The organism is Rhizobium rhizoryzae (genome assembly GCF_011046895.1).
Classification (GTDB): domain Bacteria; phylum Pseudomonadota; class Alphaproteobacteria; order Rhizobiales; family Rhizobiaceae; genus Neorhizobium; species Neorhizobium rhizoryzae.
This window is the reverse complement of sequence record NZ_CP049249.1, coordinates 494,994-519,828: the sequence shown is the minus strand read 5'-3', so window position 1 is coordinate 519,828 and position 24,835 is coordinate 494,994. Positions and strand designations below refer to the sequence as shown.

22 protein-coding genes are annotated in these 24,835 nt (G+C 57.4%); 15 read left to right on the top strand and 7 right to left on the bottom strand.

Annotated elements, in window-relative coordinates:
* Positions 1-51: 51 nt before the first annotated feature.
* Positions 52-1,638 carry a sensor histidine kinase gene (locus G6N80_RS03170; RefSeq protein WP_165131217.1) on the bottom strand — a complete coding sequence of 529 codons (1,587 nt, stop codon included), beginning with the start codon at positions 1,636-1,638 and terminating at the stop codon, positions 52-54.
* A 786-nt stretch (positions 1,639-2,424) separates the two neighbouring features.
* On the opposite strand from G6N80_RS03170, the gene G6N80_RS03165 reads away from it, so the two are divergent.
* Entirely contained in the window at positions 2,425-3,894 is a 1,470-nt protein-coding gene (locus tag G6N80_RS03165) for a DUF305 domain-containing protein (RefSeq protein WP_165131215.1), read from the top strand.
* 190 nt (positions 3,895-4,084) lie between these two features.
* Here G6N80_RS03165 and G6N80_RS03160 read toward each other — a convergent pair whose 3' ends face one another.
* Both G6N80_RS03160 and G6N80_RS03155 read right to left on the bottom strand, forming a co-directional pair.
* Positions 4,085-4,594, bottom strand: coding sequence for a ferritin-like domain-containing protein (locus tag G6N80_RS03160; protein WP_165131213.1), 510 nt, complete (start codon positions 4,592-4,594; stop codon positions 4,085-4,087).
* A gap of 105 nt (positions 4,595-4,699) precedes the next feature.
* Positions 4,700-4,900, bottom strand: coding sequence for a hypothetical protein (locus G6N80_RS03155; RefSeq protein WP_062556563.1), 201 nt, complete (start codon positions 4,898-4,900; stop codon positions 4,700-4,702).
* Between the two features lie 350 nt (positions 4,901-5,250).
* Between G6N80_RS03155 and nadE the strand changes: the two genes are divergently transcribed.
* Entirely contained in the window at positions 5,251-6,060 is an 810-nt protein-coding gene (nadE, locus tag G6N80_RS03150; RefSeq protein ID WP_165131211.1) for an ammonia-dependent NAD(+) synthetase, read from the top strand.
* Positions 6,061-6,139: 79 nt separating this feature from the next.
* Positions 6,140-6,718 (top strand): cysteine hydrolase family protein, encoded by a 579-nt coding sequence (locus tag G6N80_RS03145; protein WP_165131209.1) that lies wholly within the window; start codon positions 6,140-6,142, stop codon positions 6,716-6,718.
* 403 nt (positions 6,719-7,121) lie between these two features.
* On the opposite strand, the gene G6N80_RS03140 is transcribed toward G6N80_RS03145, so the two are convergent.
* On the bottom strand, positions 7,122-8,150 hold the full coding sequence (locus tag G6N80_RS03140; RefSeq protein WP_246251389.1) for a Gfo/Idh/MocA family protein: 1,029 nt from the start codon (positions 8,148-8,150) through the stop codon (positions 7,122-7,124).
* Complete coding sequence (locus G6N80_RS03135; RefSeq protein ID WP_062556568.1) at positions 8,147-9,136, bottom strand: MDR/zinc-dependent alcohol dehydrogenase-like family protein; 990 nt, start codon at positions 9,134-9,136, stop codon at positions 8,147-8,149. Before G6N80_RS03135 ends, G6N80_RS03140 begins: the two co-directional genes overlap by 4 nt.
* Positions 9,137-9,369: 233 nt before the next feature.
* On the opposite strand from G6N80_RS03135, the gene G6N80_RS03130 reads away from it, so the two are divergent.
* The 9 genes from G6N80_RS03130 (at position 9,370) to G6N80_RS03090 (ending at position 19,396) form a co-directional block, all read left to right on the top strand.
* Positions 9,370-10,476 (top strand): NAD-dependent epimerase/dehydratase family protein, encoded by a 1,107-nt coding sequence (locus G6N80_RS03130; protein WP_165131207.1) that lies wholly within the window; start codon positions 9,370-9,372, stop codon positions 10,474-10,476.
* Positions 10,473-12,512 carry an NAD-dependent epimerase/dehydratase family protein gene (locus tag G6N80_RS03125; protein ID WP_165131205.1) on the top strand — a complete coding sequence of 680 codons (2,040 nt, stop codon included), beginning with the start codon at positions 10,473-10,475 and terminating at the stop codon, positions 12,510-12,512. The genes G6N80_RS03130 and G6N80_RS03125 overlap by 4 nt, the downstream gene beginning before the upstream one ends.
* Complete coding sequence (locus G6N80_RS03120; RefSeq protein WP_246251388.1) at positions 12,509-13,621, top strand: glycosyltransferase family 4 protein; 1,113 nt, start codon at positions 12,509-12,511, stop codon at positions 13,619-13,621. Before G6N80_RS03125 ends, G6N80_RS03120 begins: the two co-directional genes overlap by 4 nt.
* Before the next feature lie 3 nt (positions 13,622-13,624).
* On the top strand, positions 13,625-14,755 hold the full coding sequence (locus G6N80_RS03115) for a CgeB family protein (protein ID WP_165131203.1): 1,131 nt from the start codon (positions 13,625-13,627) through the stop codon (positions 14,753-14,755).
* Positions 14,752-15,843: a CgeB family protein gene (locus G6N80_RS03110; RefSeq protein ID WP_165131201.1), complete on the top strand. Its 1,092-nt coding sequence runs from the start codon at positions 14,752-14,754 to the stop codon at positions 15,841-15,843. Before G6N80_RS03115 ends, G6N80_RS03110 begins: the two co-directional genes overlap by 4 nt.
* Entirely contained in the window at positions 15,840-16,991 is a 1,152-nt protein-coding gene (locus tag G6N80_RS03105; RefSeq protein WP_082547318.1) for a CgeB family protein, read from the top strand. The genes G6N80_RS03110 and G6N80_RS03105 overlap by 4 nt, the downstream gene beginning before the upstream one ends.
* Positions 16,972-18,015 (top strand): UDP-glucuronic acid decarboxylase family protein, encoded by a 1,044-nt coding sequence (locus G6N80_RS03100; protein ID WP_165131199.1) that lies wholly within the window; start codon positions 16,972-16,974, stop codon positions 18,013-18,015. Before G6N80_RS03105 ends, G6N80_RS03100 begins: the two co-directional genes overlap by 20 nt.
* Before the next feature lie 3 nt (positions 18,016-18,018).
* Complete coding sequence (locus G6N80_RS03095; protein WP_165131197.1) at positions 18,019-18,774, top strand: TIGR04290 family methyltransferase; 756 nt, start codon at positions 18,019-18,021, stop codon at positions 18,772-18,774.
* A gap of 79 nt (positions 18,775-18,853) precedes the next feature.
* Entirely contained in the window at positions 18,854-19,396 is a 543-nt protein-coding gene (locus G6N80_RS03090) for a DUF1003 domain-containing protein (RefSeq protein ID WP_165132314.1), read from the top strand.
* Positions 19,397-19,561: 165 nt separating this feature from the next.
* Here the strand turns inward: G6N80_RS03090 and G6N80_RS03085 are convergent, their stop codons facing one another.
* Positions 19,562-20,737 carry a zinc-dependent alcohol dehydrogenase gene (locus G6N80_RS03085; RefSeq protein ID WP_165131195.1) on the bottom strand — a complete coding sequence of 392 codons (1,176 nt, stop codon included), beginning with the start codon at positions 20,735-20,737 and terminating at the stop codon, positions 19,562-19,564.
* Between the two features lie 362 nt (positions 20,738-21,099).
* Here G6N80_RS03085 and G6N80_RS03080 point away from each other — a divergent pair, with 362 nt between their 5' ends.
* Positions 21,100-22,104, top strand: coding sequence for an alpha/beta hydrolase (locus G6N80_RS03080; RefSeq protein WP_183898035.1), 1,005 nt, complete (start codon positions 21,100-21,102; stop codon positions 22,102-22,104).
* Positions 22,105-22,268: 164 nt separating this feature from the next.
* Here G6N80_RS03080 and G6N80_RS03075 read toward each other — a convergent pair whose 3' ends face one another.
* Entirely contained in the window at positions 22,269-22,466 is a 198-nt protein-coding gene (locus tag G6N80_RS03075) for a hypothetical protein (protein WP_165131193.1), read from the bottom strand.
* Between the two features lie 154 nt (positions 22,467-22,620).
* Here G6N80_RS03075 and G6N80_RS03070 point away from each other — a divergent pair, with 154 nt between their 5' ends.
* Together G6N80_RS03070 and G6N80_RS03065 are read left to right on the top strand one after the other, a co-directional pair.
* Entirely contained in the window at positions 22,621-23,787 is a 1,167-nt protein-coding gene (locus G6N80_RS03070; RefSeq protein WP_246251387.1) for an ABC transporter substrate-binding protein, read from the top strand.
* Positions 23,788-23,973: 186 nt separating this feature from the next.
* On the top strand, positions 23,974-24,834 hold the full coding sequence (locus G6N80_RS03065) for a branched-chain amino acid ABC transporter permease (protein WP_165131191.1): 861 nt from the start codon (positions 23,974-23,976) through the stop codon (positions 24,832-24,834).
* The last annotated feature ends 1 nt before the right edge of the window (position 24,835 follow it).

The window sequence follows — 24,835 nt, the reverse complement described above, 5'->3', positions numbered from 1 at the left end:
GCATCGAGTGATTCAAAGTGACGGCAACAACCGGTCTGGCATCTTGGTCAATCAAGATGCTTTGCTTTGATCCAAGCCTTTGACGATATCTTTGAATGACAGCTGGAACTGCAGGCCATCTGAAGCATAGGTGACGGAGACCTCTGGTGCATAGGTCACCGGAAAGGCGCGTCGGATCAGTTTGGACCCAAAGCCTTCTTTCTCCGGAACAACGACGGGCGGCCCCTCATGTTCCGTCCATCGCAGCACGATGCGCCCGGCCTCGCTTCGCCAGCAGATGTCTACATACCCATCGTCTGACCGAAGTGAACCGTATTTTGTCGCGTTCGTGGCAAGCTCATGGATGATCAGCGACAAGGCCAAACCAACCTCAGGATCGACCGGAATGGACGGTCCATCAATATGAAACCGTTGTCGATCAACGCTTTCGTAGGGTGTCAGAGTGTTGCAGATAACGGTGTCTATGTCGCTGCCGTTGCCTTCTTTTGCAAGCAGAAGATCGTAAGCCCGTGCCAATGCACTCAAACGAGTTGCAAAAGACGCAAAACGGTCATCAGTGCCTTTGAAAGTTTGCCGGGCTATGGCGCCTACGATGGCAAGCGTGTTTTTCACCCGGTGATTCATTTCACGAGATAATAGATTACGCCGCTCCTCGGCTGCCTCCACCGCCGCAAGTCGCTGGTCGAGCTCGTCCAGAAGACGGTCGATCGAGTTACCGACCAGGCCCAACTCACTGCTATGTTCCGACATGCGCGTGCGGCTGGACGTGTTGCCTCTCTTCCAGTCTTCGAGAACATCGACGATGCGATAAATCGGCTTCAGGATGAAACGATTACCGACAAAGGAGGCAGCAAGGAATGCGAAGAGAGTGCTCAGAACCAGCATTGAAATGCTGGTAAGAGTAAGGCGATTGACGCCGGAAAATGCTTCGCTTTTCGCCAAACCGGCACTGACATAAAGCGGTTTGGCGGAGGAGATCGGATGGTATCCGAGAATCCGCTCAGTTCCGTCCTGGCTTCTTGCCTCGAATACGCCTGGTTCGGGCGCAGTTACCAAATACTGATACGCGTCAGGAATGCGAGTGCCTACAAACCGTTCGGCAAGCGGCTGCCGGGACAGAATAACGCCTTTGCGATCCGCAATCGTGATCGCGCTTCCGCCAGATATGCCCCATTCAGTTACCCTCGCCTGAAGCCAGTCAAGGCGTATTCCGGTCGCAATGACGCCAACGACCTGCCCATCACGCTTCAACGGCATGGAAACAGGAAGAACTGCTCTCTGCGTCAACTTGCTGACGGTGTACTCCCCCACGACCATGTCGGGAGCGCTCAAACCTTCCCGGACATAGGACCGATCCGAAAAATCCACGCCAGCGGCGTTGCCCTGGCTGTCACAGACAAGCTTCATGGACGTGTCCATCACGAGGATTGCACCCGTCATGGTCAACCTGTCGGCAACCTGCCTTAAAACTACGGTACAGTCTGCACTTTTCAGGTCTGTAACAGCAGGCAAAGCTGATACGGCAACCAGCAGACTACGCGTTCCCTCAAGTACTCGCCCGATTTCAGATGCAGCCAGCCTCGACGCCTGCAGGGCTTGAGCATTGATCTCTGCCGTTCGCTGTTGGCGATTAGCCATCTCGTTATATGCAATCAGGCCCAAAGCAGGCAAAAGAGCCGTAGCAGCGACTGCCAATAGCCTCCTCTTCACCGTAGCTCTCCAGTGCTGGTTCTAAAGGGACAGTTGCTTGAGATATGTTCCCTGGTATCTCACTCGCTTTTTCCAGACTCAATTCCGCACTTACTCAGCTGCATGTGCAGAGCGCCAATGCAGTTCGTTCAAGATCGTCAGGATGGAGCGCTTGACAGTAGTCTTCCATAGACAGTCACGTCAAGCAAAGCATTCGAACTTGTTTATGGAGTTCGGCTATCGGTTGAAACGTCTATGCTCGACCTGTTGCAGCGGATAGTCGCGGACGCAGCGGCCGAGTGAACGGCGAAGACGTATCGTCCAAGGATTAGCCGTGACTGACGCCCGCAAGGCTCACCAATCGGCGTTCCATCCCTGAGCCTGCTTCAGAACGAACGCGACCTGCGCTTCCGAAAACTTCGAGGCTCTCATCGAATTCTCCTCGTCTACCCATCAGGGATCACAAGTGGAAAATTCCAGTTCACAATGGCCTGATTTATCGGTTGCACGTCAAGCGGCGTGCCGCATCATCTCAGAAATTGTTCTTCGAATTGATCAAAGTCAAGTTTCAGTTCCTGATCCAGTTCTAAAAGTCAGTTGTGGGTTCATCAAGAATGGGCCTGAAGATGCCGAGAGAGGCGAAGACGCCTCGCCTGCATCTCTTCCAGTCATCTCGGGGAATACGAGCTTCCCCTAAAGCAGCGTTGCCTGAAGGAAGCGCTCAAGGATATCAATATGTTCAGTCACTCTCATCGCAGGTTCGGCGTTTGCTCGATCGCGATTCGTTGTCTTGCGCCGACGGCAATTGCTGTCCTCGCGCCTTCTACAGCCTCAGCACACGTAAAGTGGTTTGAAGCCTATGAGGTGGCGGCCAAGCCCACGTCTATCCTGACCACACTTGCACTTCCCTATTTCTGGGTGGCGCTTCTGCTGGTGCTGGCTTTCTTCATTGCGACGACTGTCCTCGAGCAGACACAACCAGGGAGGTTGGCACTGCAGGGAATGGACCGAGTAACTTCGGTACTACAGCTACGTGCCGACCAGTTTCTGCTGGGGGTACTTGCTGCATTCTTCGTCTCGCTCTTTGCAGTTGGCGGGACGTATTTGACGCCAGATCTGAAGACGCAGTCGGAGCTCGTCGCCTGGGCGCAGATCGGAATTGCGGCATTGATCCCCATGCGCCGCACCCGCCCAATCGCCGCAATTGCGATCGTTATCTTGTGGCTGTTTACCCTGCGGGACTACGATCTGTTCCATCTGTTCGACTATCTTGCGCTCGGCTTGGGTCTGGCGGGCTACCTTCTCTTGTCCGGTATGCCCGACGGGAAATGGCATGATCGTCGTTTCGGCGTACTGCGGTGGGGGATTGCCCTCGCACTTACCTGGTCCAGCATGGAGAAGTTTATGTATCCGCAATGGTTCATGCCGCTGCTGGAGGAAAAGCCGTTCCTTGCCTTCGGAATCCCGTTCCGTGAGTATACAACGATGGCAGGAGTCGCCGAGTTTACCCTGGGCTTCGGCCTTCTGTGGACGCCACTCGTTCGCCGGCTGTCTGCACTCGCTCTCTTCGCACTGATGTTTGCTGCTGTATACCCGTTCGGTCGCGTCGACATGATCGGCCATGCGACAATTCTTGCATCTCTCCTGGTGGTACTTGCGGACCCTCAGCGTGAAGACGCCCTGGAGATTGCGCCAAAGGGGAAACTTGCCACAATACTCGTGCCCGCAGGTCTGGCTGTTGCGCTGGCGGTGACCATGGTCTCATATGCCGGGCTACATAACGTTATCTACGATCGCGCTACCGGCGTATTGGCAAACCTCCTGCGGCCAGAATCAAGAACGACTGCCAGTAGTACAGGCGCCGCTCCCGGTGCGTTTTGGCGAGGAAATGAACATTACCATGGTGATGCCACAGGAAACAGCGCACCAGGCGCCGGCGCAGCTGCAGCGATGATTGAGCAAATGAACAACATGCATGCCAATACCAGCAGCGTCAGCGTAACTGGCGACGTGACACGTGATTTCATTGCTCTGATGGTGCCGCATCATCAGGCCGCAGTCGACATGGCTCGCATCTATCTCGAAACAGGCGACGATCCCCGGATGCGCCTACTTGCCGAACATATCATCTCGGAACAGGCAAAGGAAATCGAGCAGATGCACACCCTTGTCTCTGGAAAGAACAAGACGCAGACGCATCACTAAATCCAGCGGCGACGCAGTCCTTGGATGAAGTCGCCGCTTCTTTTCTCTTCTGTAAAGCTATGAGGTCACACCTCCCGAAGCTGAAAAGGCCCAGGTCATCTTGGGCCGTTCCAATCCGCTACGATACTTAAGTTTCAAAACTTTAGCCAATCCTCGGCCCTGCTTGTCCGGTATTACCCCTCAACCCCGGTCAAACTTTGGCCGTTTCACCAGCTTCGCGCCGGACTACGAATTCCGACGTCACCTCGCGCAGATTATTGCTTAGCCAACGAGCCATTGCCTCTTCTTCGGAAAGGTTTTCCTTGAGGCCTGCGATGCTGCTTTGATGCCCACACATCTCCGCCATGACCAAGAGCGCATTATACGCCGCGATCTCGAAGTGCTCGAAGGCAAAATTGGCAAAGGAGTTCTTCAAGATTTCATCATCGGCCATCGTATGGCCCAACGCAGCCATGCTGCCGGTTGCAGACAGCATCCAGTCCTTCAGTGTCGAATTGTCTTCATTGAGGCCGGCGAGAATATCTTCGATACGTTTGATTTGAGCTTCTGTTTCGCGAAGATGCTGTTCCAGGCGGGCTGCGACCTGCGGATAATTCTCGATGCGCGAAAGCTGCGGCTTGATGATGGAGAGAGCCTGATTCTCCATGGCGTGAGCATTCTTGAGGCCAGCCACGAACAGGCTGCGTCGGTCTTCTGTCATGATGTTAAGTCTCCTTCGTCAGACCTGCCGAACTACGGGATCACGAGTGGGTTCCGTCCAATCAAGGATTGATCTGCCTTGATGCCACGGGCTGTCGGCCGGCGCCTAATCGCCTTTGGTCTTCATCGCGTCAGTGACCTTGCGCTTGACCGGATCGGCGTTGGTCTCGCCTACTGCATCCTGGTGCGTATCCGGATCGTCCTTTGCTGGCAGATAGCCTCTCGGTCTGTTCTCCTGTGGGCCTTCCCAACGTGGTGACTGGTCCGTCGTTCCCGGTGCCCCGTCCTTTGGTGAATCGATACCCATCATAGATCTCCTTTTGCTTGCTGGAACGAACATCGAAAACCCCCGCAAGTTCCGGGCACATCCTTTCCCGACACCAGTTTTCCATGCGGCCAGATGTCTCCACCCGTCCGGATACGTACCGAGACACGGTTATTCAGGCGAAAGGGAACCGGTGCCTTTTGCAACAGTTGGCGCACCGTCAACTCCTGGATTGGACCGGCGAAGACGTCCCCTCTGCAGCAAACGAATGACTACGAATGGCAGACAGATACGTTGAACAAATGACGTCCTGCTTCAGGGATCAGAAAGCGCCGGGATAGCGTCCGCTCATCGTTTGAAAAAGGAATGAATCTTTGCCCATTGACCAACAGATGATCGCAGTTGAACTCGGCGTAACGCCGGATTTTGATGTTGCTACAGAGGTACGCGCCCGCACAGAGTTCCTGGCTCAATATCTGTCGCTGTCATCTTGCCAAACTTATGTTCTCGGGATCAGCGGCGGAGTTGACTCATTGGCTGCGGGCCTTCTCGCACAGGCGGCAGTTTCGCTTCTTCGCGCCAGAGGACAAGTCGCGCGTTTCATTGCAGTTCGATTACCGTACGGAGCACAGGCTGACGAAGCAGATGCGCAATGCGCCCTCAACGTCATCAAGCCTGATCGAACCGTGACCGTCGATATCAAAGCTGCCGCAGATCAGATGATGCGTGCAGTCACAGACCAGGCAAATGAGCTATTCGATCCGATGCGAAAGGATTTTCATCTTGGAAACATAAAGGCTCGCCAGCGGATGATCGCCCAATATGCACTGGCCGGCGCGAGTAAGGGGCTTGTGATTGGCACCGACCAAGCCGCCGAGGCTCTCATGGGTTTCTTCACGAAATTTGGTGATGGGGCGGCAGACATTCTCCCACTCTCGGGTTTGACGAAGCGCAGGGTACGGGCATTGGCGACACATATGGGGGCGCCAGAAAATCTTGTGTTCAAGGTGCCAACAGCTGATTTGGAAACGGACGCACCGCTAAGACCGGATGAAGAGGTCTATGGGGTATCCTACGACGAGATTGATGATTTTCTCGAAGGCAAGCCGATAAGCGAGGCGGCAAAAGCGATTGTCCTTCGAACTTATGCAGCAAGTGCTCACAAGCGACATCTCCCTGTCGTTCCGCCGCAGCACCCTTGAAAATGGCTGCCACGCTCGCTGCTTACTCAGATGCGGGGAACTTCGAATTGTTGTCAGGGATCGCGTTCGGGAGGCCGCAATGACTTTCAAAAACTGGATCCATCTATGTATCGATATGCAGCGGATGTTTGCTGAGGATACGCCATGGCATGTTCCCTGGATGAAGGAAGTCTTGTCTCAGGTCGAGGAAGTTGCACGGTGGCGCCCTGATCGAACGGTGTTCACTCGTTTCGTACCGCCCAAGCGTGCATCCGACATGCTTGGCATGTGGCATGACTATTACAGGAAGTGGGATATGATGACCTTGGATCGGCTGGGACCGAGTATGGTAGATCTTGTTCCGTCGCTCAAAGTGCTTGTTCCACCAGCGCGTATTTTCGACAAGATGACCTATTCACCTTGGACCACCGGCGAACTTGACCGGGTGCTTCGAGCTGAAGGTATCGACGCTGTGGCCATTTCCGGGGGTGAAACTGATGTTTGTGTCCTGGCGGCAGCGATGGGAGCGATTGACCTTGGCTATCACGTCATTCTCCTCAAAGATGGCGTATGTAGCGGTGCTGATCAGACGCATGATGCCTCCCTTGAATTGTTGGGGGACCGTTTCTCGGTTCAGCTGGAGATCCTTTCAACAGAGGCCTTTCTGGCGCGTGCCTGACAGGATCACCGCCATCGACACGTAGAGTTTCAACCGGCGGATTACGCTCTGTCCACTCATGAACTCTGATTCCTCGAGTCCGTTGTTCGCCTGATTTCGTCTCGAATGAGTTTGAGCGACTGGCGACCAACGCCGGGAATCTTCAAGAGCTGCTCGTCGGAGAGAGTGGCAATAACGCTCATTCTCTTGATGCCACTTTGCCTCAGGACCCGGACAACCCACTGTGGCAGACCACTCCTCAGCACCAGATCAGTCGCTCGCGTCGGCGTCTTTTTTCCCAGTTGAAACCTTTGCTTCTGCATCGGAGCCTCGCGTCGTTTGCCGCTCGAGAACCAAGATGATGGTGGACAAGTTCCGCGGGTTTCACACGCCTGCATTTTTTCTCTCCACCCATGTCCTTGCTTTAGGCGCCGGTATAGATCCGGTCGATCACTTCAGCGACACAAACGAGATTTTCGGCCTCAGTATCGAATGCCCCGTTTCTGACGAGCTGCCTCGCCCACGCCGTGGCCGCACGTCCTCCCCATTCGTCTGGTGGACCGGCAAGCTGCTCTGTAACGGTCCCGGAGAAGCGGTGGGCGACAAAGTCATAAAAAGACCCCCCGACGTTCCGCATGGCCGCCCCACCAGCAGTGCCATAGAAGGTGGCGTCGATGATACAGTCTTGCCCGGCGTTCAGACGCCAGGAGCAGGCCAACCGGACGACTGTGCCGGTTGCCAGAACCAGTGTCGCAACCGCGTAGTCCTCCACCTCTTCCGGTGTGCTGGATAAGGGCCGTCCCTGGGCAAACAGGTTGCTCGTCACGTCGATGACCTGAGGGAAATCGAGTGCCCAAAGAGCAAGATCGATCAGGTGGACGCCGAGATCTATGACACATCCGCCGCCGGAGAGCGCCTTGTCATAGAACCACGGCTTGTCCGGGCCGTAGGCATTGTGAAACGTCAGGTCTACAGCGCTGATCTGACCCAGATGCTGTGCCTGCAGCAATGCCTTGATGCGTTGCATCGCTTCGGTCTGCCGGTAGGAGAGGTCTACCCCGATGAGACGGTCTCTCTGTCTCGCGGCCTCAAGCACGGCTCCAACCTCCCGAGCCGTGCGGCCCAACGGCTTCTGGCAGAAAACCGCCACCCCGGCATTGAGGGCTTGAATGGTTTGTTCCGCATGTTGGGCGCTGGGTGTCGCAATGACCACCCCATCGAGGTCCTCTGCCAACAGCTCGTTGAAGTCGGACAGCACCTTGGCCTGAGGTGCCGCCTTCATTGCTGCCTCCCGCATTTCAGGAGAGGGGTCGACAATCGCGACGGCTTCCACAAGTCCCGTGGCAAGCATGGCCTCCATGCGATGGCGTCCGATCCAGCCAACTCCCAGGTAACCGACCCGTGCCGGGCGGCCGATGGCCTCCACATCGTTCTTCATCATGATCGTATTCATGAGTTTATCACCAGTGCCTTGATGAAATTGCCGGGACGGTCGCGTGTGTCATTGAGGGCCTGGTCAAGCTGAGCCAAAGGATAGCGGTGTGTGTATAGCGAGGAAGGATCAAGACGTCCGTCAACGACGGCATCGATCGCCTCACGGATCCCCTGGATGTAGATGGCAGGATCCCGCTCATGCGCATTGACGACGTCAAGGCCGCGCCAGTTCCAAAGCTGCATGTTGACCTGACGGGGACCGTCCTGATGGTAGCCAGCAATAATGAGACGTCCACGCTCCATAGCCAACTCGCCAGCCAGGTCGAGCGGCCATTGCTGACCGACCGCCTCTATCACCCGGTCGCAGAAGCGACCGTTCGTGAGCGCTTTGACGTCTTCAATGACGCGCCAATGATCATCCATTACGATCGTTTCGGCAGCACCCATCCGCTTTGCTGTTTGCAGCGAGGCATCGCGCCGGGAGATGGCAATGACGCGGGCTCCCGCTTTGGTCGCGAGTTGCGTCAGCAAAGCGCCCAGAAAGCCGATCCCGATGATCGCGACCGTCTCTCCGGCACGGATGCCGGAGCGCTTGAAGATGTTCATCGCACAACCAAGCGGTTCCCCCGGAAATGGTATGCCGTCCAGCACGGAGGGAAGCGGGACCACCATGCTCGCCGGAGCATAGTCGTGGGTCGCGTAAGCATGGTAGCTCAGGACTGCAACCCGGTCGCCGATGCTCAATCCGTCGACACCCGGACCCAACGCATCGATCCGTCCCCAGCCTTCGTGGCCGAGACCGCCCGGCTCCGTGGGAAATTGCATCCACTCCGGTCCTGCCCAGGGCGTTAGGTTCGAGGCGCAGACGCCGCACCCTTCAAGGCGTACCCGCACCTGTTCAAATCCCGGTTCTTCAAGTGCCAGGTTCAAGAGTTGCGTCTTGCCTGCTTTGGGAATGATTACGGCGGAACGCTGCCCGGCAGCTCCCCGGTTGGACACATCCATTCGTCAACTCCTTGGAATACGAAAGAAACTCGATCAGAGGGGAGAGGCAGCGACCCAAGCCAAGGCGTGACTGCCGCGCCGCCACGATCGTGAACACATCGGGTGCCGAACTTCACAACCCATCGGGAGTTCCGGATGACATTGAAGAAGTCACTGATGTAAATGATGAAGGAACTTTCGCTGTCCCCTCAGGTTCGAGCACCGATTTCAAGCTTACGAACCAGGGAGGCCTCATGGCCAAGATTCTTGTGACCGGCGGATGCGGCTTTATTGGTCGGCATGTCACGGAAGAACTTCTCGATCAGGGCTACGAGGTCCGTATCCTGGATGCTTTGATCGAGCAGGTGCATGGCGACGCGGAGGCAGCGGTGGCACCGGAGGCCGAAGTGATCCGGGGAGATGTGAGAGACAAGGTTGTCGTAGAGCAGGCTCTCACGGGCGTTGACGCCGTAATCCATCTTGCTGCTGAAGTCGGGGTCGGCCAGTCGATGTACGAGATCGCTCGTTACGTCGGTGGAAATGATCTCGGCACCGCCGTTCTTCTCGAAACCATGATTGGCAAAAAGATCAGACGCATCGTCGTCGCATCATCCATGAGCGTCTATGGCGAGGGGCGTTACCAGACACGCGATGGGCGCCCGCTCGATCTGGTGCGTCGAAGTGCTGACCAGATCAAAGCTGGACAGTGGGCGGCAACCGGTCCCCATGGCGAAGAACTCGTTCCGGTTCCGACCGACGAGGAAAAGCCTGTCGACCTCGCCTCGATCTATGCCCTGACGAAATATGCGCAGGAAAAACAGGTGCTGATCTTTGGGCAGGCGTACGGCGTGGAAGCCGTCGCGCTTCGCCTCTTCAACGTCTTCGGCGCTGGCCAAGCCCTTTCCAACCCCTATACCGGTGTTCTTGCCAACTTCGCGTCACGGCTTTCCAACGGGCAACCACCGATGATTTTCGAAGACGGCCGACAGCGCCGGGATTTTGTCCATGTGCGCGATGTCGCGCGCGGCTTTCGTCTCGCCATAGAAAAGCCCGCTGCCAACGGCCATGTCATTAACATTGGCAGCGGCCAAGCCTACACGATTGCCGAGGTTGCCGCCTTTCTGGCGGAGGCCATGGGGGTGCCGGAGATATCTCCCGACATCATGAACAAGGCGCGCTCAGGCGATATCCGCAATTGCTTTGCGGATATTTCGAAAGCGCATGAGTTGCTGGGCTTTGAGCCCCAGCACCGACTGGAGAATTCGCTCGGGCCGTTTGCCGAGTGGGTTCGCAGCGCCGGTGCAATCGACCGCGGCGCGGAGATGAAGCGGCAACTGGAAGAGCGGGGGCTCGTATCATGACGGAGCCCCAATCAACCACTGTCCGGAAGCCTCGCCAGTATGGTTTTGTCGAATGGTTCCGTCCAGGCGAATACGAAAGGACGGAGCGCCTGCTGCCGCAGATCATCGCCAGCGGTGCAAGTTATCTGCGCACACATCTCTCCTGGGCCGAATACCTTGCTCCCGGCGGCGAGGAATGGTTTGACTGGCTGATGCCACGGCTTGGCAGCCAGATCGAGCTGCTGCCGTGCCTTCACTATACCCCGCCGTCACTGTCCCGGACAGGTCGGGTCAACGGACCGCCGCAGGACCTGAAGTCCTATGCAGACTTTCTGGATCATGTGCTGACGCGCTACGGCAAGCATTTCACGCATGTGGAACTGTGGAACGAGCCGAACAATCTGTTGGATTGGGATTGGCGCGAAGACGCGGATTTCCTGCTGTTTTCCGAAATGGTCGGAGGCGCCGCCTATTGGGCCAAGCAGCGCGGCTTCAAACCGGTACTTGGTGGACCTTGCCCCTTCGATCCCTATTGGTTGAACATGATGGGTGAGCGTGGCGTACTCAACGTCGTCGACGCTGTTGGCTTCCATGGTTTCCCCGGCACGTGGGACAGCGAAGAAGGAACCTGGGGCGGCTGGGACATGCATCTGGGCGAAATGCGCCGGATCCTGGACCGCTTCAATCCCTCATCCGAAATCTGGATCACCGAAACGGGCTACTCCACTTGGCGCAGCGATGACATGGAACAGGCGCGCCGCTTCATGAGGGCGCTCAATGTTCCGGCAGACAGGATGTACTGGTATTCGTGGCAGGATGTAGCGCCGGATGTGCCTGTCCAGGAAGGTTTGTGGTTCGACCCGCGGCACTATCACCTCGGTGCAGTGACCTATGACAATCAGCCGAAATTGCTCGCCCGACTGTTGCTGGAAGGTGGCGTACATCGTGTGGAAGACGTGGCAAGGCTCGCTACGCCGAACCTTTCCACGGGCGCGGCACCAATCCTGATTACGGGTGGCAGCGGCTTCATCGGGTCCAACCTCGCCGACAGCTTCCTCAAGGACGGTGAAGATGTCGTCATCCTGGATAATCTGGGCCGTCCGGGCGTCGATCAGAACCTCGGTTGGCTCACACAGCGCCATGGCGACCGTGTTCATCCGGTGCTCGCCGACATTCGCGACTTGCGAGGCATAGAGGCGGCTTTCACCGACGCGAAGGCAGTCTTCCATCTGGCAGCGCAGACGGCGGTAACGACCAGCCTCGTGCATCCGATCAACGACTTCGACGCAAATGCACGCGGCACAATCAACGTTCTTGAATCGGTTCGCCGGGCGGGCAAGCGCGCGCCGGTCATCTTTGCCAGCACCAACAAGGTTTACGGTGCCTTGGAAGACGTGGAGATGCTGGAACTGGACGACCGGTATGTTCCTGCCGATGAAGCGATCCGTGCACATGGAATAGGTGAAACCCGTCCGATCAACTTCTGCACTCCTTATGGTTGCTCCAAAGGCGTCGCGGATCAATATGTGCTGGATTACGCGAAGTCCTATGACATGCCGACGGCGGTCCTGCGCATGAGCTGCATCTACGGACCCCGCCAGTTTGGTACGGAAGATCAGGGCTGGGTGGCGCATTTCCTCATTCGGGCGCTGGCTGGCGACGAAATCTCGATCTATGGCGACGGCAAGCAGGTACGCGACATTCTGCATGTGGACGATGCCGTATCGGCCTATCGCCAGCTGCTCTCTGCGATTCATCAGGTCAAGGGACAGGCGTTCAACCTTGGTGGCGGCCCCCGGAATTCGGTCAGCGTCCTCAGCGTATTGCACGAGATCGAGAAACTCACGGGCCAACCGCTGAACACGCAGTTCGGCGACTGGCGCGCTGGCGACCAATATTTCTTCGTGGCAGATACCCGGTCACTGGAGAGCCGGCTCGGCTGGCAGGCCAGCATTCACTGGCGCAAGGGCCTCCAGCACCTCGCAGAGTGGCTGGCCGATACCCGCTTTGGCGGACGCTCGGTGCTCCGGCCGGAAATGCGGAAGGTTTCGGCATGATGATGCCGAAGCGCCCGTCCCCTATCCGAATCCTCATGACGATCGACGCGGTGGGCGGCGTCTGGCGGTATGCGATGGATCTGGCTGCAAGCCTGCGGCCGCAAGGCTATGAGTTCCTGTTTGTCGGGCTCGGCCCCCAACCTTCTGTGCATCAGGAGAAAGAAGCGTCAGAGCTTGGACGTTTGCATTGGCTCCAGGCACCGCTGGACTGGATGGTAAAGAGCGAAGACGATCTCTCCCTTGTCGGGCCTGCCATCGCAAACCTGGCGCATGCGGAAGCGGTCGATTTACTCCATCTGAACCTTCCTTCCCAGGCGGCTGCAATCGAGACGAAGTTGCCGGTTATCGTCATGTCGCATTCCTGCGTGGTCACCTGGTTTGCTGGCGTCCGTTGCGAGGCGGTACCACTGGACTGGCAGTGGCACCACAAGATCAATCGCTGCGGCCTCATGCGCGCTGACGTCGCGCTTGCGCCGAGCAGAAGCCATGCCAGGATGCTCGAGAACGCCTATGGCGCAATGGATAGGCTGCATGTGGTCTATAATGCCAGCCGGTCGCAAGAGACCTCCCAGATAAAGGACAGGATCGTCTGTGCCGCTGCCCGCTGGTGGGACGACGGCAAGAACGGGCAGACGCTTGATGAGGCCGCAGCTTTGACTGCCTGGCCAATCATGATCGCAGGACCGAACACCGGTCCAGACGGCCAGACGCTGCCGATCCGCCATGCACAACACCTTGGCGCGCTATCAAATGCGCAGGTCATGGCGCTGATGGGCCGCTCGTCCATCTTCGCCTCACCATCCCTATACGAGCCGTTCGGGCTCGCGGCGCTTGAAGCGGCTCGCGCCCATAACGCGCTGGTGTTGGCAGATATCCCGACCTACCGCGAACTGTGGAGTGAAGCTGCCCTTTTCGCAGACCCTGGAGCCCCCGAGGCCTGGGCAGCCGGGATCAATCGCCTCTGCGAGGATAACGATCTGCGGACACAACTGGCTGACAAGGCTGCGGAGCGTGCGAAACGCTTCGATCTTTCGTCTCAAGCCGAAGCCATGGCGGGTTTCTACACATCCCTGCTGCGACAAAAATCTGAGCTTTCTGCTGCGGAGTAAACGATGAAATTCGTGTTTTACACCCACTCGCTGATATCTGACTGGAACCACGGAAATGCGCATTTCCTGCGGGGCATCATGCGCGATCTGATCCGCCGCGGCCATCAGGCGGTGGCACTTGAGCCTCTCGAATCCTGGAGCCGCAACAATCTTGTGCAGGACCAGGGCGCAGCAGCACCGAATGATTTTGCCACGCAATTTCCGGAACTTGATGCAGAAATCTATGATGCCGGATTCAGCCATGAGACAGCTCTTGCCGATGCGGATGTGGTCATCGTGCACGAATGGACGGACCCGGCGATCGTGGCCGAAATCGGCCGCATCCGTGCCAGCGGTAACGCGTTTACCCTGCTGTTCCATGACACGCATCACAGGGCAGTGTCTTCGGCAGGCGACATCGCCGCGCTCAACCTTGCGGAATACGACGGCATCCTTGCCTTCGGGGAAACCCTACGCCAACGGTATCTGAAAGCCGGCTGGGGCAGTACCGTGTTTACCTGGCATGAGGCTGCCGATGACACCTTGTTCAGGCCGATACCTGAGGCGCACAAGACGGGCGACTTGATCTGGGTCGGCAATTGGGGTGACGATGAACGCTCCGCAGAGATCGTCGAGTTTCTGGTGGAACCGGCAAAGGCACTTCAGCTCAAGACGCTGGTGCATGGAGTGCGCTATCCCGACCATGCGAAGAAGGCACTGAAGGATGCCAATATCACCTTCGGCGGCTGGATCGCCAACGCAAGGGTTCCATTTGCCTTCGCCCAACATCGGGTGACGGTGCATATTCCGCGGCGCCCCTATGTGCAGAACCTGCCGGGCATCCCGACCATTCGTCCGTTCGAGGCACTTGCCTGCGGGATACCGTTGATCTCGGCGCCTTGGGACGATGCGGAACATCTGTTTCGCCCTGGGAAAGATTATCTGACTGTAAGGGATGGCGTGGAGATGACGACACGCCTGCGAGAGGTTCTCTCTGACGCGGACCTCGCTCAATCGCTTGCCAGCTCGGGCCGCGAAACGGTGCTTGCGCGCCACACCTGTCGCCACCGGGTCGACGAGCTCCTCACCATTCTGGCTCACTGCGGGTCCCATCGCGTCATCCGCAAGATCGTTTCTCAGGAGGCTGCAGAATGAAGATCGCCTTTTACGGTTCCAGCCTTGTGTCCGCCTACTGGAACGGCGCTGCTACCTACTACCGCGGCCTGCTACGGGCACTGGCAGAGAAAGGGTACGACATTACCTTCTACGAGCCTGACGTCTACGACCGCCAGAAAAACCGCGATATCGACCCGCCTGAATGGTGCAAGGTCGTCGTTTATGAGGGCACGATTGAAGCGCTCAAGGATGTGGCAGCACGGGCTGGTGAAGCAGACGTGGTCATCAAGGCAAGCGGCGTCGGCTTCGAGGATGATTTGTTGCTGGACGAAGTCCTCCGCGCGGCGAAACCTCAGGCTTTGAAGATCTTTTGGGATGTGGATGCGCCGGCTACGCTCGGGGAGCTGCGTGCAGCGCCGGATCACCCACTGCGCCGTGCCCTTCCAAAGATAAACCTGGTGTTGACCTATGGTGGTGGCGATCCGGTAGTCGATGCCTATCGGGCAATGGGAGCGCGCGATTGCATTCCCATCTACAATGCGCTTGATCCGCAGACACACCATCCTGTCGCCCGAGACGTTCGCTTCAACGCCGATCTTGGTTTCCTCGGTAACCGACTGCCGGATCGCGAAGCTCGCGTCGAACACTTCTTCCTGGAGCCGGCCGCAAAGCTTCTCAACGCGAGCTTCATGCTCGGCGGCTCGGGCTGGCATGACAAGCCGATGTCCGCCAACGTCAATTATATCGGCCATGTTCCCACCCGCGACCACAATGCATTCAACGTGACGCCCAGGGCTGTGCTCAACGTGTCACGCGACAGCATGGCGGAAAACGGCTTTTCGCCAGCAACACGCGTGTTCGAGGCAGCAGGCGCCGGCGCCTGCCTCATTACCGACTTCTGGGAGGGCATCGAATTGTTCCTGAAACCGGATGAAGAAGTTCTGGTGGCGCGCGACGGAAAGGATGTGAGTGACATTCTTGCAGGGCTGAGTGCGGACCAGGCCCAGCTGATCGGCAAGAGGGCACTCAAACGCGTGCTGGCAGACCATACACATGCCAGCCGCGCCATGACCGTCGATGCGATCTTCCGCGCCCATGCAGCCCGACAGATGGAGGCTGCGGAATGACGCGGAAGCTCGACATTGTCATCATTGGACTTTCGCTCTCCTCATCCTGGGGCAATGGCCATGCGACCACATTTCGGTCGCTGATCCGTGGACTGGCTGCTGACGGTCACCGGGTGCTCTTCCTTGAGCGCGATGTTCCCTGGTATGCCAACCAGCGAGACCTGCCCGATCCCGATTTCTGCCATCTGGCCTATTACTCCAGTGTCACGGAGCTATCCGAAAGCTTCGGCACGGTCATCAAGTCGGCAGATGCCGTGATCATCGGCTCCTATGTACCCGAAGGGGTGGCCGTCATTGAAGCTGTGGCGGCTCTGTCGCCCAAGCTCTTGTGCTTTTACGACATTGATACACCGGTAACGCTCGCCAAGCTCGACCGCGGCGACGAGGAATATCTGACGCTTCAGCAGATTCCGGTTTTCGACGCCTACTTTTCCTTCTCTGGTGGAGAAGTACTGACCCGATTGGAAAAGAACTACGGCGCACGCCGGGCCATCGATCTTTATTGTTCCGTGGATGCGCAGCGTTACGAGAACACGGGAGAAACCTGCGAATGGGATCTTGGCTATCTCGGAACCTACAGCCCTGATCGTCAGCCGACTCTCGAGCAGTTGCTGATTGAGCCAGCGCATGCCTTGCCGCATTTGCGCTTCGTCGTCGCCGGTCCGCAGTATCCCGATACGATTGACTGGCCCGCCAATGTGGAGCGGATTGAACATCTGCCGCCGCAGGGCCATCCGAGCTTCTACAGCCGACAACGTTTCACCTTGAACGTAACGCGCGCTGACATGATCGCGGCCGGCTGGTCACCAAGCGTGCGGCTGTTCGAAGCAGCCGCGTGCGGAACCCCGATCATCAGCGACGATTGGCGTGGGCTTGGCGAGCTTTTTCCAGAGGGCGAGGCGATCTGCATTGCGCGCAGTACTGATGACGTCGTTGACGTCCTCACCGGGATGAATGAGCGACGGCGAATGGACATGAGCACCACAGCGCGCGCCCGGGTCATGGAGTTGCACACTGGAAACGCCCGCGCCCTTCACCTGGTGTCGGCGCTAGAGCGACTAGCGGATGATCCGGCCGCACGGGGCGAAAGATCTCAAAGATTTCAGGACGAGGACCGAGGAGAACGCAATGTTGCAAAGAGTGCATGACGGAAAAACCAGAACTATCCTCGTGGCTGGCGGGGCTGGCTTTGTTGGCTCGCATCTCTGCGACGCCCTGCTGCTGCGGGGGGACAGAGTGATATGCGTTGATAGCTTCCTGACGGGATCGAGAACCAATGTCCGACCGCTGGAGAACCATCCCCGGTTCCGCCTGATCGAGGAGGATGTGTGCCGTCTCTCCGACATCGACGAGCCGGTTCACCAGATCTACAATCTGGCCTGTGCGGCGTCTCCACCCTTTTATCAAGCCGATCCGGTTCATACGATGATGACCTGCGTGACGGGCACGGGCAATCTGCTTGCGCTTGCGGAGCGCCACAAAGCGTCCTTCTTGCTGGCTTCAACCAGCGAAGTGTACGGCGATCCGGAAGAACATCCGCAACGTGAGGATTATCGGGGTAACGTCAGTTGCACCGGGCCACGCGCCTGCTACGACGAAGGCAAACGCGCCGCCGAAGCGCTTTGCTTCGATATGCTGCGGGCCGGTCGTGCTGATGCACGTGTGGTGCGCATCTTCAACACCTACGGGCCGCGCATGCAGCCAAATGACGGACGCATCATCTCGAACCTTCTCGTCCAGGCGCTCTCGGGGAACCCGTTGACGATCTACGGTAGCGGCGAGCAAACTCGGTCGTTCTGTTTCGTAACGGACCTTGTAGAAGGTTTGATGGCACTCATGGATATCGATCCAAATCCGGGCGTGCCCGTTAACCTGGGTAATCCAGGTGAGTTCACCATCAACGAGCTTGCCACAATGATCCGGGCGATTGTGCCCTCATCCTCCGAAATCGTTTTTCGACCTCTGCCGCAGGACGATCCGCTGCGTCGCCGTCCGGATATCGGCCGTGCCAAGGACTTACTGGGCTGGGAACCCAAGGTGCCGCTTTCGCAAGGGCTGCAGCAGACAGCTGACTATTTTGCATCGGTTCTTGCCCGGCCTGATCTGCGTAAAGCGCCCGTTCGTGAAAAGCCCCGTTCCGGGCTGACGGATACGCTGCAACTCGGAGCCTAGGGAATGGACGTCGCAAGAAAAGCAGAAGATGACATCAGGCGTCGACTCGTCGAACTTGGTCCATGGTTCCACAACATTGAAGTGCAGGGGGTGCCCACCGCCCCCGACCATTTTCTGGGGGATTACCCATCGTTCAAGTGGCAGGGTTTCAAGGAGGTGGTCCCGGAGGATCTGGCAGGGCGCAGCGTCCTCGACGTTGGGTGCAATGCCGGCTTTTATTCCTTCGAGATGAAGAAGCGCAATGCCGGGCGAGTGCTGGGGATCGACGCAGATCCACACTATCTCCGGCAGGCCCGTTTTGTGGCCGAGCAGACGGGCCTGGACGTGGAGTTTCGCCAGATGTCCGTATACGACGTCGGAAAGCTTGGAGAAAAATTCGACCTCGTGCTTTTCATGGGAGTGCTCTACCATCTGCGCCACCCTCTGCTTGCGCTCGACCTTCTCTATGAGCATGTCGTAGCGGACCAGATGTTGTTCCAGTGTCTTCAACGCGGGGACGAGCGTCTGCCGGAGCTTCAGGAGAATTACGACTTCTCCGAGTGGTCCCTTTTTGACCGGGCTGATTATCCCAAGCTGTTCTTCGTGGAGGAGCGCTACGCATCCGATCCGACGAACTGGTTCATTCCCAACAGGGCAGCCATGGAAGCCATGCTGCGCAGTTCCGGCTTCCTGATCGAGGCCCATCCCGAACGGGAGGTCTATCTTTGTCGCCGCGCTCAGCGGCACTATGCGGCCGAAGCTCCACCCCGGATCTGTTGAACAAGCGGCACCAAAACGCCTCGCGTTTGTTGGGACCTGCAACTAGTGGGTGCCAAACGGTGCCGGAAAAGGGATGCCGATGAACAGTGCAAATGCGGAAAGTCCGACAAGACCCGCACCTGATGGCCTTACGCCGGCTCTTGCGCGCAACATAGATGCAGTCATGCAGCGGCGGCGCGAAACAGCAAATGCGGCTTCGTTGCAAGAACGCGCAGCGGCCGCGATCAGCCGCTTCGCAGGATCGATGATCTTCGTCTACATTCATCTTCTTCTGTACGGGACATGGATCCTGGCGAATCTAAACCTGCTGCCAAGAGTTCGCCCGTGGGATCCATCGCTCGTCATTCTCGCTATGGAAGCGTCGGTTGAAGCCATTTTTCTCTCCACTTTTGTTCTGATCAATCAGAATAGAATGGCCGCCGAAGACGATGTGCGGGCTGATCTCGATCTACAGGTGAATTTGCTGAACGAGCACGAAACCACCCGCCTGATCGCAATGGTGGAAGCGATCGCCAAAAAGCTGGAGGTGCCGATCGAGGCTGGCGATGAGCTAAGCGAGCTGAAGAAGGATGTCGCTCCAGAAGCCGTGTTGGACCGAATTGAATCGAAAGAGAATGATTAGGGTGAAGACCCGGTGGCATTCTCGAAGAAGTTTAGCTCCAACTCTTGAACTGCTATTCGCTGTATCATGAGACCGGCCACGGCGTCGAAAGAGAGCTCAACGCCATGATGCTGTTCAAATCTGCAGCAAGCCGTTTTCAAATCTTCAGCTTGTGTCTGTCCAGTTTCATGCAGTCAAAACAACCTTGATGCAGTTGTCTTTCTTGTCGCGGAACGTCTCGTAGAGTTCCGGTCCCTGATCCAGCGTTGCGCGATGGGTAATGATAAAACTCGGATCAATCTGACCCTCTTCGATACGGCGAAGGAGATCGAGCGAGTAACGATTGACATGGGTCTGGCCGGTTCTGATCGTCAGCCCTTTGTTCATCGCCGCTCCGAACGGGATCTTGTCCAGGAAGCCGCCATAGACGCCGGGAACGGAAACGATGCCGCCGGGGCGGCAGGCCATAATTGCCGTTCTCAAAACATGCGGGCGGTCGGTTCCCAGCAAGGTTGCTGCTTTCACCTTGTCGACGATCGCGTCAAACGAAGCGGTTGCGTGGGATTCCGCGCCGACGGCGTCGATGCATTTGTCGGCGCCATGACCCGCGGTCATATCCTTGATGTGGTCAGGAATAGTGCCATCGATCTCATCGAAATTGATGATCTCAGCACCGGCTGCAGCAGCGAGAGCCAGACGCTCGGGCACATTGTCGATTGCGATCACACGCGCGGCGCCCTGCATGAAGGCACTTTTGATGCAGAACTGGCCGACAGGACCACATCCCCAGATCGCAACGATATCGGTCGGTTCGATCTCGCAATTGGCCGCGGCCATCCAACCGGTCGGAAAGATATCACCAAGGAAGAGCGCCTGCTCATCCGAAATGCCATTCGGGATAATGATGGGCGAGACGTCCGCATAAGGCACGCGCACGTATTCCGCCTGACCGCCCGCATAGGCTCCTGTCAGGTGCGAATATCCGAAGAGACCGGCGGTTGGATAACCGAACGCCTTTGTTGCATTCTCGGCCTTGCGATTGGACCGCTCACAAACCGACCAATTGCCTTTGAGGCATTGCGAGCACTCCCCACAGCAGATCGTGAAGGGAACGACGACGCGGTCTCCGACCTTGAGCTTTGTGTTGCCGCGACCAACTTCGACGACTTCACCCATGAACTCATGGCCGAGGATGTCGCCTTTTTCCATGAATGGAATATAGCCGTCCATCAGATGGAGATCCGATCCACAGATAGCGCAGGCCGACATCTTGATGATGACGTCGCGGTCGTCTTCGATTTGGGGATCGGGAACGCTATCGCAACGAATATCGCCTTTTCCGTGCCAGCAGAGTGCTTTCATTGTCATTTCCTTCTTTTTGTCAGGATGCGATGCCTGTCGCTCGGATTTTGGCGATCGCAGCGAGGAGAACGGCGAAGATGCCGATGACGTGGACGGGCCACCCAATAGCGGGGGACAGGTCGAACGGGGTCGGGATAGAAAGCATGAGAGCCTCGCCGGTAAATCAGTATGCTGCGAACAGGAAACGAGGGTCGAAGTTCCAAGTCAGGCCCAGAAGAAACGCGAGGGAACTCGGTCGTCGTCACCCCTATTCGTCAGCCGTGAAGCGAGTTGCCTCAGACGAGCTAGCCGTGAACTGGCCCCAATTTGGCCCGACCCTGTTGGCAGCATATGCCACTCACAACAGCGGAATAAGGATCATCATGACGGATCGGGAAAGTGTTTTCGGGTTCAACTCGATCAACGTTGATCGGCATCACGTGCCAGTTCCAAACTCCATCAGTATGCAAGCGCAAGAAAGACTTCACGGTGCCGTCCGAAGTGACGGGGTGCCACTGAATGCACTTCATCCTTTGCCCAGAGCCGATGATCGCGAGGCATGGCAAAAGCTTAAAGCCGTGGTGGATGCGAGCTATGCAGCAGCGGCGGCAGAGCAGGACTCATCGCGAGATGTCGAAATCACCACGGAGGCGATCGGCTCAGCCACGGCGTATCTGGCGACGCCTGCCCATCTTAAGCAAGATGATTGCGTCTACATCGATTTGCACGGAGGAGCGCTCGTATTTGGCGGTGGCAAGGCATGTCGTGAAGGAGCGCGGATCGCCGCATCTCGGCATGGCATCCGGTGCTACGGTATTGACTATCGCATGCCTCCTGAATTCCCCTTTCCTGCTGCGCTTGACGACTGCATGTGCGTATACCGGCACGCAGTCAACACGTATGGGGCCGACCGCATTATCATCGGTGGACGATCTGCTGGTGGCAATCTGGCATTGGCAACCGTCCTGCGCGCCCAGGATGAAGGGCAGGATTTGCCCCGCGCGATTGTGTTGCTTTCGCCTGAAATCGACCTGACGGAGTCAGGCGACAGCTTCCAGACCAACAAGATGATCGACGTAAATCTTCCAACCTCCTTGATGTCGGCGAACCTACTCTATGCCAACGGCGCCGATCTGGCCCATCCGTATATCTCACCTCTCTTCGGACGGTTCACCAAGGAATTCCCACCGACATTCATTCAGAGTGGCACACGCGACCTGCTGCTTTCGAATGCTGTGCGCCTACATAGGTCATTGTGCCAGGTCGGAGCCGTGGCCGAGCTGCATGTGTTCGAAGCCATGCCTCACGGGGGTTTCGGGGGCGCCCCGGAAGATGAAGAGCTTTCCCGCGAGTTGGTAACCTTCGTAGATCATGCACTTTCCTCTTGAGTTGCATTGGCATGGAATTCGCACCTAGCCCCATGGGAGCGGCAATAGGCGCCTCACAATCAGGCATCGGGAAAGTCTTTTAATTCCGCTGGCTTCGCCGCCTCTGGCGCATCTTCAGTCGAGCCCGGTCCGCTTGATGACCGGTATATGCCGGCCTTGTCCGGTCAGATCCTGCCCGGTAAGCAGGACCCGCCCGTCATCCGGCGGATAGAGACCCGAAAGACCATTGAAAATGGTTGATCTGCCTGCATCATCGGGCCGATGAGCTCCGTGCCGCCATCTTCGACGATATCCAGATCGACGCCGGTCACGACCTGAAGGCCGTAGAAGGATCGTGGAATCCCAAGCACAGACGTCCCCATAAGTGTCTTCTCCGCCGAAGATCTTAGATTCCTGACATCCAGCAAAGTCAGTTGACAACTCAACTTGTTTCAGCATTATCGGGAACGAGTTGTAAACGCAACTCGTTTGGTGGCCAGAGGAGTGGTCGCCTACACCGTGGTTTGGGAGGATCACATGTCTATGGTCAAGCGTGCTGCCTTTGCGGCAGCAATTCTCGCACTTTGTTCCAGCGTGAGCTGGGCTGATACAATCAAGGTTGGTGTGATTGCCGAGTTCTCTGGCCCGTTTGCCATGTACGGCAGACAGTACAGGGAAGCCATCGAGACCTATGTGACGAAATACGGGAAGCAGGCTGGCGAGCACACAATCGAGTTCATCTACAAGGACGTAGGCGGATCCAATCCTGATGTCGCGAAAACGTTGGCGCAGGAACTGCTGATCCGCGAGCAGGTCGATTACCTTGCCGGCTTCACCTTCACACCGAACGCACTTGCTGTTGCGCCACTGATCGACCAGTCCCAAACCCCTACCGTCATCTTCAACGCTGCGACTTCATCGATCAACAAGGGATCGCAGTATTTTCTGCGCACGAGCTATACTCTACCGCAGGTGACTGCTCCGCTAGCGGATTGGGCTTTCGACCAAGGGATCAAGACCGTGGTTACGGCCGTATCTGACTACGGGCCGGGCATTGATGCGGAGAAGGCGTTCAAGGCGGCCTTCGAGAAGAAGGGCGGCAAGGTTGTCGACGCGATCCGAATGCCTGTCGCAACGACCGACTTCACGCCCTTCATACAAAGGGTACGCAGCCACAATCCGAACGCTGTCTTCGCGTTCCTTCCGGGTGGCCCGCCGACATTCGGCTTCACCAAGACCTACAACGAGAACGGGCTCGCCAAGTCAGGCATTCGCTTCCTCGGAACTGCGGAAACCGAAGAGTCAAATCTTCAGGCACTTGGCGATGCAGCCATCGGACTGACCACTGCGTTCCACTATTCGGCAGCACACGACAGCGATGTCGCGCGAGAATTCAACAAGGCAGTCAAAGAAAAATTTCCGAACGCCATCACCAACTGGGCCTCCGTTGGGGCCTACGACGGTACGCATCTCATCTACGAGATGGTCAAGGCCGCAGGAAGCGATGGGCCAAAGGCGCTCGAGGCCGTAAAGGCGCTGAAGTGGGAAAGTCCACGTGGGCCTGTCGAGATGGATCCGCAGACCCGAACCCTCAAGCAGAACGTCTATATCCGGGAGGTTGAACGCGATGCCGCGAGCGGTCTTCTGGTCAACAGGGAAAAGGGCGTGATCGCGACCGTTGGCGATCTGGGCTGGTCACAGTAATCAGGTAGCTCGGCCCTTATCCTAGAGCGCCAGTCCCTTCAGGTTTCACGACTGGCGGACGCCAGTCGTGAAACAAAGTTGATCCCGAGTTCACGGGAAGCGCTCCAGACCACAATTCCTTACCCAGTCTTGTTCAGTCGCTGGAGGTGCCGGCGGCACAAATCCGTTCGTCCACTGGAGTGGCTAATGTCGCTATTGCTGAACATTGCAGTCGACGGGATCGCCTATGGCATGATCCTGTTCATGATCTCCGTCGGCCTGTCGGTGACCATGGGTCTCATGCGGGTGATCAACCTGGCGCATGGCGCCTTCGCGCTGGTTGGCGGGGCGGTTGCTCATACGCTCATCTTGCGTTGGGGCCTCGGCTACTATGTCGCGGTACCCCTCGCCATCGCCGTGACCATTGGTTCGGCGTTTCTGAGCGAACGCCTTCTCTTCCGTCGCATCTACAGACTGGGAGAGCTGCAGCAGGTTCTGTCCACCATAGGGATCACGTTCATGGTGATCGCTGCCGTCAACAAGTTGCTCGGATCGAGCCTGCTGTCTATCCCCCTTCCGGCGTCTCTCCAGCACTCGCTCGATCTGGGTTTCCGGGTTCTTCCGGCCCATCGTCTGGTCGTCATTCTGGCAGGCATTGCCGTCACCATCGGGCTGGTTCTGACCTTGGACAGGAGCCGCTTTGGCACCCGGCTTCGCGCATCGGTCGATAACCGCAACATTGCAAGCTCGCTTGGCATCAACACTGACAGGATCTACGCGGCCACCTTCTGTCTTGGCGCAGGTCTGGCGGCACTGGGAGGAATTCTTGGCTCCGAACTCCTGCCTGTCGATGCCTATTATCCGCTTCGTTACATGGTGCTGTTCCTCATCGTCGTCTCCGTCGGCGGCATGGGCTCGATCACGGGATCATTCGCGGCGGCACTTGCCCTCGGCGTCCTGGAGACGGCATCCCGCTACCTCATCCCTGATGCGGGAACGATCGTGTTCTTTGCTCTGGTCATGGCGCTTCTCGCATTCCGGCCTGCCGGCCTTCTCGGAAAGGCATGAC

Bases quoted from the DNA above. Each gene is read 5' to 3' on its own strand.
- G6N80_RS03170 (WP_165131217.1), bottom strand. From the start codon at position 1,638: ATGGCTAATCGCCAACAGCGAACGGCAGAGATCAATGCTCAAGCCCTG.
- G6N80_RS03165 (WP_165131215.1), top strand. From the start codon at position 2,425: ATGTTCAGTCACTCTCATCGCAGGTTCGGCGTTTGCTCGATCGCGATT.
- G6N80_RS03160 (WP_165131213.1), bottom strand. From the start codon at position 4,594: ATGACAGAAGACCGACGCAGCCTGTTCGTGGCTGGCCTCAAGAATGCT.
- G6N80_RS03155 (WP_062556563.1), bottom strand. From the start codon at position 4,900: ATGGGTATCGATTCACCAAAGGACGGGGCACCGGGAACGACGGACCAG.
- nadE (WP_165131211.1), top strand. From the start codon at position 5,251: ATGATCGCAGTTGAACTCGGCGTAACGCCGGATTTTGATGTTGCTACA.
- G6N80_RS03145 (WP_165131209.1), top strand. From the start codon at position 6,140: ATGACTTTCAAAAACTGGATCCATCTATGTATCGATATGCAGCGGATG.
- G6N80_RS03140 (WP_246251389.1), bottom strand. From the start codon at position 8,150: ATGAATACGATCATGATGAAGAACGATGTGGAGGCCATCGGCCGCCCG.
- G6N80_RS03135 (WP_062556568.1), bottom strand. From the start codon at position 9,136: ATGGATGTGTCCAACCGGGGAGCTGCCGGGCAGCGTTCCGCCGTAATC.
- G6N80_RS03130 (WP_165131207.1), top strand. From the start codon at position 9,370: ATGGCCAAGATTCTTGTGACCGGCGGATGCGGCTTTATTGGTCGGCAT.
- G6N80_RS03125 (WP_165131205.1), top strand. From the start codon at position 10,473: ATGACGGAGCCCCAATCAACCACTGTCCGGAAGCCTCGCCAGTATGGT.
- G6N80_RS03120 (WP_246251388.1), top strand. From the start codon at position 12,509: ATGATGATGCCGAAGCGCCCGTCCCCTATCCGAATCCTCATGACGATC.
- G6N80_RS03115 (WP_165131203.1), top strand. From the start codon at position 13,625: ATGAAATTCGTGTTTTACACCCACTCGCTGATATCTGACTGGAACCAC.
- G6N80_RS03110 (WP_165131201.1), top strand. From the start codon at position 14,752: ATGAAGATCGCCTTTTACGGTTCCAGCCTTGTGTCCGCCTACTGGAAC.
- G6N80_RS03105 (WP_082547318.1), top strand. From the start codon at position 15,840: ATGACGCGGAAGCTCGACATTGTCATCATTGGACTTTCGCTCTCCTCA.
- G6N80_RS03100 (WP_165131199.1), top strand. From the start codon at position 16,972: ATGTTGCAAAGAGTGCATGACGGAAAAACCAGAACTATCCTCGTGGCT.
- G6N80_RS03095 (WP_165131197.1), top strand. From the start codon at position 18,019: ATGGACGTCGCAAGAAAAGCAGAAGATGACATCAGGCGTCGACTCGTC.
- G6N80_RS03090 (WP_165132314.1), top strand. From the start codon at position 18,854: ATGAACAGTGCAAATGCGGAAAGTCCGACAAGACCCGCACCTGATGGC.
- G6N80_RS03085 (WP_165131195.1), bottom strand. From the start codon at position 20,737: ATGAAAGCACTCTGCTGGCACGGAAAAGGCGATATTCGTTGCGATAGC.
- G6N80_RS03080 (WP_183898035.1), top strand. From the start codon at position 21,100: ATGACGGATCGGGAAAGTGTTTTCGGGTTCAACTCGATCAACGTTGAT.
- G6N80_RS03075 (WP_165131193.1), bottom strand. From the start codon at position 22,466: ATGGGGACGTCTGTGCTTGGGATTCCACGATCCTTCTACGGCCTTCAG.
- G6N80_RS03070 (WP_246251387.1), top strand. From the start codon at position 22,621: ATGTCTATGGTCAAGCGTGCTGCCTTTGCGGCAGCAATTCTCGCACTT.
- G6N80_RS03065 (WP_165131191.1), top strand. From the start codon at position 23,974: ATGTCGCTATTGCTGAACATTGCAGTCGACGGGATCGCCTATGGCATG.